General features: G+C 68.4%; 1 pseudogene. It reads left to right on the forward strand.

From position 1 onward, the window contains the following. Window positions 1–269, forward strand: a pseudogene (locus ABGA94_RS00990) (hypothetical protein); the annotation flags it as partial.

Here is a 269-nt window from a genome sequence, read left to right on the forward strand (position 1 = left end):
TCGAAAGCAAGGGCCCGGGGACCCGCATCCAGCCGAAGAAAGTCGAAGCCGTGGCCGCCTTCCTGGCCGACGACCTGCCGGGTGACGAGCGCAACGTGCTGGTGACCGTATGGCCGCTGGCCGAGGATCCGTTCACCCGCATCATCATCGTGCTGGGCCTGCTGCGCCAGGCGCTGGGCACCGGCCAGACGCCGTCCAACCAGGTGCTGCTGGGCCTGGCCCTGTTCCTCACCGCGATGGTGATGATGCCGACCTGGGACAAGGCGTGG

Source organism: Stenotrophomonas sp. 3diitr2024 (genome assembly GCF_042136455.1).
Classification (GTDB): domain Bacteria; phylum Pseudomonadota; class Gammaproteobacteria; order Xanthomonadales; family Xanthomonadaceae; genus Stenotrophomonas; species Stenotrophomonas sepilia.